General features: G+C 67.2%; 5 protein-coding genes and 2 pseudogenes. 5 read left to right on the forward strand and 2 right to left on the reverse strand.

Annotated elements, in window-relative coordinates:
* Positions 1–204 precede the first annotated feature (204 nt).
* A complete protein-coding gene (locus EAO70_RS03680; RefSeq protein ID WP_148001583.1) occupies positions 205–1,200 on the forward strand; it encodes an SEC-C domain-containing protein in 996 nt (331 codons plus the stop codon).
* Between the two features lie 82 nt (positions 1,201–1,282).
* Positions 1,283–4,423 (forward strand): annotated as a pseudogene (locus EAO70_RS03685) (DUF3427 domain-containing protein).
* 64 nt (positions 4,424–4,487) lie between these two features.
* Here the strand turns inward: EAO70_RS03685 and EAO70_RS03690 are convergent.
* Positions 4,488–5,084 (reverse strand): ATP-binding protein, encoded by a 597-nt coding sequence (locus EAO70_RS03690; protein ID WP_148001584.1) that lies wholly within the window; start codon positions 5,082–5,084, stop codon positions 4,488–4,490.
* A gap of 125 nt (positions 5,085–5,209) precedes the next feature.
* Here EAO70_RS03690 and EAO70_RS03695 point away from each other — a divergent pair, with 125 nt between their 5' ends.
* Both EAO70_RS03695 and EAO70_RS03700 read left to right on the forward strand, forming a co-directional pair.
* Positions 5,210–6,598, forward strand: coding sequence for a Tat pathway signal protein (locus EAO70_RS03695; RefSeq protein ID WP_261992632.1), 1,389 nt, complete (start codon positions 5,210–5,212; stop codon positions 6,596–6,598).
* A gap of 60 nt (positions 6,599–6,658) precedes the next feature.
* A complete protein-coding gene (locus EAO70_RS03700) occupies positions 6,659–7,144 on the forward strand; it encodes a TrmO family methyltransferase (RefSeq protein ID WP_148001585.1) in 486 nt (161 codons plus the stop codon).
* 820 nt (positions 7,145–7,964) lie between these two features.
* On the opposite strand, the gene EAO70_RS03705 is transcribed toward EAO70_RS03700, so the two are convergent.
* Positions 7,965–8,663, reverse strand: a complete 699-nt coding sequence (locus EAO70_RS03705) for an aspartate/glutamate racemase family protein (protein WP_148001586.1) — start codon at positions 8,661–8,663, stop codon at positions 7,965–7,967.
* A gap of 190 nt (positions 8,664–8,853) precedes the next feature.
* On the opposite strand from EAO70_RS03705, the pseudogene EAO70_RS03710 reads away from it, so the two are divergent.
* Positions 8,854–9,400: pseudogene (locus tag EAO70_RS03710) on the forward strand (hypothetical protein); the annotation flags it as partial.

Genomic DNA, 9,400 nt, shown 5'->3' on the forward strand with positions numbered 1-9,400 from the left:
CTGGTGGACCACGAGGAGCAGGACGACGACGCCACAGGTGACGACGGTCTCGGCGGCCACCCAGAGCGCCCGGGCACCCACGCGGCGACGCCCCCGCGACTGGACCACGACCGGTATCCGCTGCCCGCTGCTGACCCGCACGCGGGGCACGATAAGCGCTGGGCCGCCAACTCTCCAGGCCCGTACAGCAGTACGGTGGACCGCATGCGCCCCGACACGCCCGCCGCCCACGCCACCGAAGCCGAGCGCCTGCTGCGCACGGCAGCGCAGTACCCCGGAGACCGGGAGCCCCTGTTCCTCCGGGCCGCGGCCCACCTGGAACTGGCGGGCGACCGCCAGGCGGCAACGACCCTCTACGACACCCTGCTGTCCTCCGCCACCACGGACCCCCTCCTGATCAGGGCGTTCAAGGCGGCGAACCTGTGGGAGTACGGCCACGAGGCCGAGGCCCGCGCGATCATCGACGGCATCCGGAGCGCACGGCCCGCGGACGCGGCTCCGTGGGAGATCGCGGCGGAGACGCTGGAGACCCACGACGAGCTGGAGGCGGCGGAGCAGACGCTGACGGAGGCGGCGGAACTCCTCGTCACGCCGGCGGAACTCCCGCACGCCACGCAGTCCCTCCTCACCACCCGCCACCGCGTGCGCCGCATGCTGGCGCTGGAGCACGACGACTGGGACGACCGGGCGGACCGCCTGCACACGGGCAAGGTCCCCCTGGACGAACTGCACGACCCGAAGCGGCTGTGGTCGCTCGGCTCCTCGGACCCGGCGGAACTCCAGGCGGAGATCGCCCGCCTCCGTTCGGAACTGGGCACGTACCGCACGGCCCTCTCCCGCCCGTTCCCGGTGGCGGTCCTGCACTGGCCGGAACCGGAACTGGACGAGCTCCTCGCGGCGTACCCGGAACTGGAAGCGGAGTACCCCACGTACCGCGCCCACCTGACGGACATCGAGGCCTCCCTCCGCGAACTGGCCCAGGCGGGCACCCCGAACCTGGGCATCGTCCGCGCCACGGTCCCCTCCTACGAAGCCTTCGCGGCCTCGGAATCCACCCACCCGTCAAACGCGGACGTACTCCCCCAATACGCCACGACCTTGGCGGCCCGCGGCAGGGCGACGACGTGGCCACCGGCCTGGACGGACCTGTGCTGGTGCGGCTCGGACCGCACGTACGGGGAGTGCCACGGGGCGGAGTGACCGCCCACCAGCCTGCTACCGCTCCAGAGTCTGTCAGTGAAGCCTGGTACCAATGGGGAGGTTGATCAGGGAGGGGAACACGATGAGCGAGCTGTCGGACTCCAGCGGGCCGGTTTCAGGCCTCTACGAGCAGTTGATGACCCTGCGGCTCGAAGCCCAGCTGAAGGCTCTCGCCGAACGTGGCTGGCATGCCATCGACGATGTCGTCGGCCCCAAGTCCTCCCCACGCGTCCTCGCACAGCACGTGGCAGACACAGTGCGTCGAATCCTGGAAGGCCTTCCTGCCGCAGAACACGTGCATGCGGCCAATCACATCCTTGAGTCGATGAACACCATCGAGGGCGCCCGTGAATGGGTCGAACTCGTTGCCGAAGGTCCCCGCCAGCTCCTTGCGATAGCGAGGCAGGAAGCTCAGGGCGTATACCGAATCCGCCCTGCAACCCCACTGGCGGAGGCTGCCCTACTCACTAACGCTCCGGAGGACCCCAGCCTGGGCTTCGAGCTGCGGGCAGAGCTGGCCACAGCTGACCGCGTTGACCTGCTCTGCGCCTTTGTGAAATGGCACGGTCTCCGCGTCATAGAGCAGTCCCTCGAAGCCGCCCATGCGCGGGGCATCCCTATTCGGGTCATCACCACGACCTACATCGGGGCTACGGAGCGGCAGGCTCTCGACCGTCTCGTCCGACAGTTCAACGCCGAAGTGAAGGTCAACTACGAGCTCCGCTCGACCCGCCTCCACGCCAAGGCCTGGCTCTTCAGACGAGACAGCGGCTACGACACCGCGTACGTCGGAAGTTCCAACCTGTCGAAGGCAGCCCTCCTCGACGGGCTCGAATGGAACGTTCGGCTGTCATCCGTCGCAACACCGGACGTCATCCGTAAGTTTGAAACGACCTTTGACTCGTACTGGAACGATCTTGCCTTCGAGTCGTACGACCCCGATCGCGACGCCGAACGGCTCAGCGAAGCGCTCCAGGTCGCCGGCCAGGGCAAGCGCGCAGGGACAGACCAGCGGATCACGCTGTCCGGCCTGGAAGTGCGACTGTACCCGCACCAGCGGGACATGCTGGAGCGCCTCCAGGTAGAACGCGAAGTGCACGACAGGCACCGCAACCTCCTCGTGGCCGCAACTGGCACGGGGAAGACCGTCATGGCCGCACTGGACTAGCAGCAGCTCCGGCAAGAGCACGGCCGCGACCTTCGACTGCTCTTTGTCGCTCACCGACAGGAGATCCTTCGCCAGTCGCTACGTACGTACCAGGACGTACTCGTCGACGCCAACTTCGGCGAGGAGCTACACAGCGGACTCGTACCCGCTGGTTGGAAGCACGTCTTCGCGAGCGTGCAATCTCTAAAGGGGCAGAGGCTTGAGCAACTGCCGGCCGACCACTTCGACGTGATCGTCATCGACGAGTTCCACCACGGAGTCTCCTCGACCTATCGAAAGATCATTGAACACTTCCGCCCCCTGGAGTTCCTGGGACTCACTGCGACTCCAGAGCGGATGGACGGCCGCAACGTGCAGGACGAGTTCTTCGATGGGCGCATCGCTGCCGAGATGCGGCTATGGGAAGCGTTGGAGAACGATCTCCTCAGCCCGTTCCACTACTTCGGCATCACCGACAACACCGACATGAGCGCCGTCGCATGGAAACGAGGCGCGTACGACTCCTCAGCCCTGAGCGATCTGTTCACGGGCAATGACGCTCGCGCTCGACTTGTCGTTCAGGCCGTACGCGACAAGGTGGCAAACCCGGGGGCCATGCGTGCTCTCGGGTTCTGCGTCTCCGTTGCGCACGCCACATTCATGGCAGAGTTCTTCCGACGCGCCGGGCTCCGTGCGCTTGCACTGTCTGGTGAGACTCCCCAGCAGGAACGCAAGGCCGCCTTGCATGCTCTTCGCGCCGGTGAGCTTCAGGTCATCTTCTCGGTTGACCTGTTCAACGAAGGCCTCGACATCCCTGATGTCGATACCCTCCTGCTGCTCCGCCCGACCTCCAGTGCGACGGTCTTCCTTCAGCAGTTGGGCCGCGGGTTGCGTCGCACGCAGGACAAGGCGGTGCTTACGGTGCTGGACCTCATCGGCCAGCACCGCAAGGAGTTCCGTTTCGAGGAGCAGTTCCGGGCTCTGACCAACCTGACGCGCAACCGCCTCCTTGCCAACATTGAGCACGACTTCCCCCAGTTGCCCTCCGGCTGCCAGATCATCCTTGAGTCCAAGGCCAAGGATCTGATCATCGACAACATCCGCAGCCAGATCAGCGTCAACGTCACACAGCTGGCTCGCGAGGTGGCTCGGTACGGCGAGTCCCGGCTCTCGCCGTACCTCGCCGAGAGCGGACGCGAGCTCAAGGAGATCTACCGCGGCGGTAACTCCTGGACAGGCCTGCTTCGCCGTTCGGGCCTACTCCCCAACGCCGGCCCCCAGGGTGAGGAAGGGCTCCTGAAGCGGGCTTCCGCGTTCCTTCACGTCGACGACCCCCGACGGGTCACGACCTACACGAAGCTCCTTGCAGATGACGCCCCCGCCTACACCGAGCTCAGCGAGCTCGAACGCGCCTATGCACGCATGCTCTACTTCTCGCTCTGGCCCCTGGGGGGTGGCTTCTCCGGGTACCAGGAGGCGCTGGACTCCCTCCGTCCGCAGCACGCCTTCCGAGACGAACTTCGCCAGGTCCTGGCCTACGGCCTTGACCGGACCGATCACGTCCCGGTCCCGCTTCTCGGCCCTCTCGCCGTCCTTCCGTTGACGGTCCACGCCTCCTACAGCCGCGAGGAAATTCTCCCGGCACTAGGGCAATCATTCATTGGCGGCTTCATGCCGGGCCACTTCCGCGAGGGCGTGAAGTGGTGCGAGGACATCGAGACGGATGCACTGCTCATCACACTAGAGAAGGATGAGAAGGACTTCTCTCCGCAGACTCGCTACCGGGACTACGCGCTGAACGACAGGCTCTTCCACTGGGAGTCACAGCACCAGGCGTCGGAAACGTCCCCCACGGGCGTCCGCTACCAGACTCACAAGGAGAACGGCTCTCACGTCCTCCTCTTCGTCCGCCGCTACAAGAAGACGGACATCGGCGGCCCTCAGCCCTGGATGCTGCTGGGCCCAGCCGAGTACGTCGACCACAAGGGCAGCAAGCCCATGGGGATCACCTGGAACCTGAGGCACGAGATTCCCGCCGACGTGTGGACGTACTCAGCAGCTATCGCAGCCGGATAGCACGGCGCACTGCCTCGTCTTAGGTCGTGGGCTCGCCGCCGGAGGAGCGGGCCCACGCGCGCACTCAGGGCCCTCCCGTCCTTCCTGCTTCCTCTTCTTTCTTCAGTTCGGCCCAGACCTGCTTTCCCCAGCGGTAGAGCTCGGTACCCCAGTCGTCTGTGAGTGTGTCGATCAGGAGCAGACCCCGGCCCCGGGGTTCGTCGCCGTCGGAATCCGTTCTCAGGATCGGGAGAGCCCTGGACCGATCGACCACGCCCACTCGGACAGCGTTCGCGGAAGGCCGGGACACGATCACGCGGATCGATGGGAGTCGGCTGTGGTCGACTGCATTGGAGACCAGTTCAGTCATCACCAGCGTGGCGTCTTCGGCCAACGAATCGAGGCCCCAGAGGGTCAACGCCGTTCGAACCAACCGGCGGGCGACTGCAGCGGTCCGTGCATCGCGCGGGAGTGTCTGCGAGTAGGCCGGGGGTCCCGTGGGGCAAGACGTGACGAGCGAAGTTGCGAGGACTCCTATGAAAGGGGCTTCAGGCCGTTCGCATACCTGCGTGCCTTCAACCGGATTGGCGCGCGGACTGAAAGAGGTCGTGGCGAACAAGTCCCCGGCCGCTCGATCGCCCTCGTCACCCACGTGGCTGAAAGTCACCAGTCGCCCTCCCATCGTGGTCGGTTGGTGGTTTCGTGTCCTCTCAGCGAACCGTGATTCGTGACAGGCGGGTATCTCCGTTCGGACCCCGATGCCGTCAAACCCGTCAAACGTCGGTCTCTCGTGAACAGGGGTGCAGCATGGCGCGCAGGAACGACGAGCTAGCCGCCGTGATCTCGGAGACAGGCTGGTCGCAGCCCGTGGTGGCTGCCGCAGTAGTACGGGTCGCGGCCGAGGCCGGCATCGAGGAACTCCTCACCGTCAAGCGCTCGCACATCGCCATGTGGGTCGCCGGCACCCGACCCCGCGGGCGAGCGGCCGACATCCTGCGGGAAACTCTGTCGCGACGGCTGGGACGCCCCCTCACACTCGGGGAGATCGGCCTCGCGGTGGATCTTTCGGATACGGTCACCGGGTCCGAGTGGGACACCGACACGCTGACGACTCTGGTCGACCTGGGGAGAAACAGCATGGACCGCGAACGCCGTCGGCTCCTCACCGGCGCCGCCGCCTACTCCGTCGGGGGACTGGCTCTGCCTAGAGATCCCTGGTGGGACGAAGCCCCGCATCGAGCGCGGTCCCGAAAAGCCGCTCTGAATCGCAGAGTCGGCGAATCCGAGGTGCGTGCCGTACGCGAGATGACCGAGTTCTTCGCCCGCCGTGATCAGCGACACGGCGGCGTCGACGGTCGAACCGCCCTCTACCAGTACATCGTTGACGATGTCGCGAAGTACGTCGGTGGCGTCTTCAGCAGTGAGAACTCGCGCCGATCTCTCTACTCGGCAGCAGCCGAGGCCGTGTACACGGCTGGCTGGATGAGTTTCGACGCCTCTCACCACGAGCCCGCGCGACGCTACTTCACTCTCGCGCTCAAGCTCGCCGCCGAAGCCGACGACACCCCCCTCGCCGGACACATCCTCCGCGCGATGGCCCATCAGGCCATAGACCTCGGACACACCAAAGCCGGACTCGACCTCGCCACCGCCTCAGTCGAACGTAAGAGATACACCCACGCGACCTCCCGCGAGCGAGCCCTCATCGGCATCGTGCGGGCCCGAGCTCTGGCCGTGGACGGCCAGAGAGGAAGTGCCATCGCCGCGATCAGCCAGGCAGAGACCGATCTCGCCGGGGCAGCGCCGGGTGACAGCGAACCTCACCGGGTCTGGTTCTTCCAGGAGGCATCTCTCGCTCATGAGACAGCGCGCACGCTGTGGGCGCTGGGGGACCGGGACGGGGCTCTGCGTCACTTCCGCAGCAGCGTACGGCTCCGCAGGGCCGACTCCTTCGGCAGAACGCATGCCGTCACGCTCGGATACATGGGTGCGGTTCAAGCCGAGCAGGGCAACATCGATGCGGCCTGCCGAGCGTGGTCTCGGGCCCTGGACGCGATGGACGGCGTTCAGTCCGGCAGAGCACGCGAAGCCGCCGTCACCATGCGTACCGTCCTGTCCCCGTTCCGCAATCGGCGCCTCCCCGCCGCGTCCGAGGTCGACGAACGAGCTCGGGTCGTACTCCAGCGAGTACCCTGACGCCGCCGCAGCCGTCATCCCTCGCAAGTGGCGCTATCGAGAAGGAAGAAGGGGCCCGTCGTGCCTGCTCAGTCGATTGAGGTGCCAGTCATCGCTGACGTGATCGGGGGCCACTCCGGGCGACTCGACGACTTCAAGGGGGGCGTGGAGTCGGTCATCCGTCTGCGGCCCGAGTTCCCTTTGGAGACCCTGCAAGGCATCGAAGAGTTCTCTCACCTCCAGGTCACGTGGTTCTTCAACCTCGGATCGCCGGATGACGTCGCCCTTCACGCGCGCAGCCCCCGCGACAACCCCGCGTGGCCGGCGACCGGCACGTTCGTTCATCACAACCACCGGCGGCCTGCGCGGCTCGCGACTTCCTTTCCCAGGCTGCTCAAGGTGGACGGACGCGACCTGCACGTCGTCGACCTCGATGCCGACGACGGCACTCAGGTTGTTGACCTGGTCGCGGTGTTTCAAGAGATGCTTCCCCGTGGTCCCTTGGCCCAGCCGACTTGGCCGGGTGAGATGCTCGTCGACTACTGGCGGGACGCCTCTGAGCGCTGAGGTTGCCGGGTGCACCCGGCGATCGAGGGCCCTTGGGGTGGGCCGGGTTCGTGGGCTTCTGGTGGGACCGCCCTCTTTCCGAGAGTCGCTCCTTCCGGYGGTGSGTCAAGGGCGCTCCTTCGTCGCGTCGGCTTCGCCGATTCCGCTGCGCTCCACCCTTGACCCACCACCGGAAGGAGCGAAAACACTCTCGGMGGGCGGTCCGGGGGCCGGGGTCCACGCCTGGCTTCGGGCAGCGGYCGGGGACGGCTTGCGTCTGCGGGTCGGTGGGTGGGGGCTTGGTTTGYGGCSGGRGCCGGTGGGMYTCCGTCCGCCGGTTCGGGGTGCGCGGTCGTTGAATGGGGCRGTCGGGGTCCGGCTCAGCGAGTGACGGTCGTCCGGGGCGGGGCTTCAGGCCCCGCYGATCACTCCCGGTGGGGTGTGAACGAACGTARCCGTGGGCTACTCCGAGTAACACRCTCCTGAATAAGCCCYATTGGGGGCTAATCGCCCGTATCGGGCGATGAAACTGCATGAAACGTTCGTCGACCGCTCCCCACCACCCACCAAGGGTGACCAGCGGGGCCTGAAGCCCCGCCCCCCTTGACCCGGCGGCGGAGGCCGCCCTCCGAGTGTGAAAAGGCGGCCTCCGCCGCCCTTGACCCGGCGGCGGAGGCCGCCCTCCGAGTGTGAAAAGGCGGCCTCCGCCGCCGGGTCAAGGGTGGGCGCAGCCCATCGCGCAGCGACGCGACGAAGGAGCGCCCTTGACGCGGCGGCGGAGGCCGCCACACTCAGAACGAGGGCGGCCACACCCGAGCCCCAACAGGCACCTCGCCCCCCGTCACCCCTCGGCAGGGAGCGCCGCCTTCACCGCCGCCGCCGCGTGGAGGCTTGCCGTGGGGAAGGTCGGGACCGGGCTGTCCTCGGGTGTGATCAGGAGTTCGATCTCCGTGCAGCCCAGGATGACTCCCTCCGCACCGTCGGCTACCAGGGCCGCGATGATCTCCTGGTACGCGGCCCGCGACTCCTTCCGTACGACGCCCCGGCAGAGTTCCTCGTAGATCACTCGGTGAACCGTCGCCCGCCCCTCGGCCTCCGGGACCCGTACCTCCAGTCCGCCCGCCTCCAGACGGCCCCGGTAGAAGTCCTGTTCCATCGTGAACGCCGTTCCCAGCAGGCCCACCCGCCGCAGTCCCGACGCTCTCACCGCCTCCGCCGTGGCGTCCGCCAGGTGCAGCAGCGGGATCGACACCGCCGCCTCCACCTGGTCCGCGACCTTGTGCATCGTGTTCGTGCACAGCAGCACCATGTCCGCGCCGGCCGCCTCGACCGCCYGGGCGGCCTCGGCCAGGATCTCGCCCGCCTCCGTCCAGCGGTTCTCGACCTGCAACCGCTCGATCTCCGCGAAGTCCACCGAGTAGAGCACGCACCGCGCCGAGTGGAGCCCGCCCAGGCGGTCACGCGTGAACTCGTTCAACAGCCGGTAGTACTCCGCCGTCGACTCCCAGCTCATCCCGCCGATCAGCCCGATCGTCTTCATCCCCGCATCACGCCCCTTTCCTTTCGGAGGAGTTGAGGTCCACCCCTGTTCGCAGTCACTCACATGGGCGATCTTCGCCCACCGTGTCGACCTCGTCACGCTCCGTGCGCTACGGTCACGCCAAACAGCCCCCGTCGATGGTTGCAGCCGCCGACGAGGGCCTGAACCACTAGTGGATCGGACCTCCACCGTGATCTACCGGCACTTTAACGCGCCCTCCCGCGCCTTCAGCCAGTTCTCGCACGAGCTCATCCGGCATCCCCGGCTCAACTCCGATGCCGTCCGCCTTCTCACCTGGCAGCTCTCACTCCCCGGCAGCGCCCGCGAGCCGCTCTCCGCGACCGCCCAGCGGGCCCGCATCGGAGGCTGCGCGTTCACCCGTGCCAAACGCCAGCTCAAGGAGGAGGGGTTCGTCCACGAGCGGCGGGTTCAGGGCCCCGGCGGTCGCTGGGCCACCCAGCAGCTCGTCTCCAGTACCCCGCTGACGTCCGCTCAGGCCGCCAAGATTCTTGCCGGAGTACCCCTCCCCGCCTGCGCCGACGCCGTATCACCGCAGGTCGCACCGAGTCCCCGGAGACCGGCCGTCGGTCAGCCGACCACCCCGCCCACCGGCGGTCATCCAGAAAAAGACCTGTCGGAAGACACCTCCCACCTTCCGGCGGCCACCAGCGAGGACGAGCGCTCCCTCGACGACGCCCGCGCCCTCATCGGCGTCCTTCACCTCCTCTCCCCCGCCC

The sequence above is a fragment of the Streptomyces sp. adm13(2018) genome (assembly GCF_008042145.1).
Lineage (GTDB): Bacteria > Actinomycetota > Actinomycetes > Streptomycetales > Streptomycetaceae > Streptomyces.

Excerpts from the sequence above, each read along its gene's own strand:
- EAO70_RS03680 (WP_148001583.1), top strand. The coding sequence starts at position 205 with ATGCGCCCCGACACGCCCGCCGCCCACGCCACCGAAGCCGAGCGCCTG.
- EAO70_RS03695 (WP_261992632.1), top strand. The coding sequence starts at position 5,210 with ATGGCGCGCAGGAACGACGAGCTAGCCGCCGTGATCTCGGAGACAGGC.
- EAO70_RS03690 (WP_148001584.1), bottom strand. The coding sequence starts at position 5,084 with ATGGGAGGGCGACTGGTGACTTTCAGCCACGTGGGTGACGAGGGCGAT.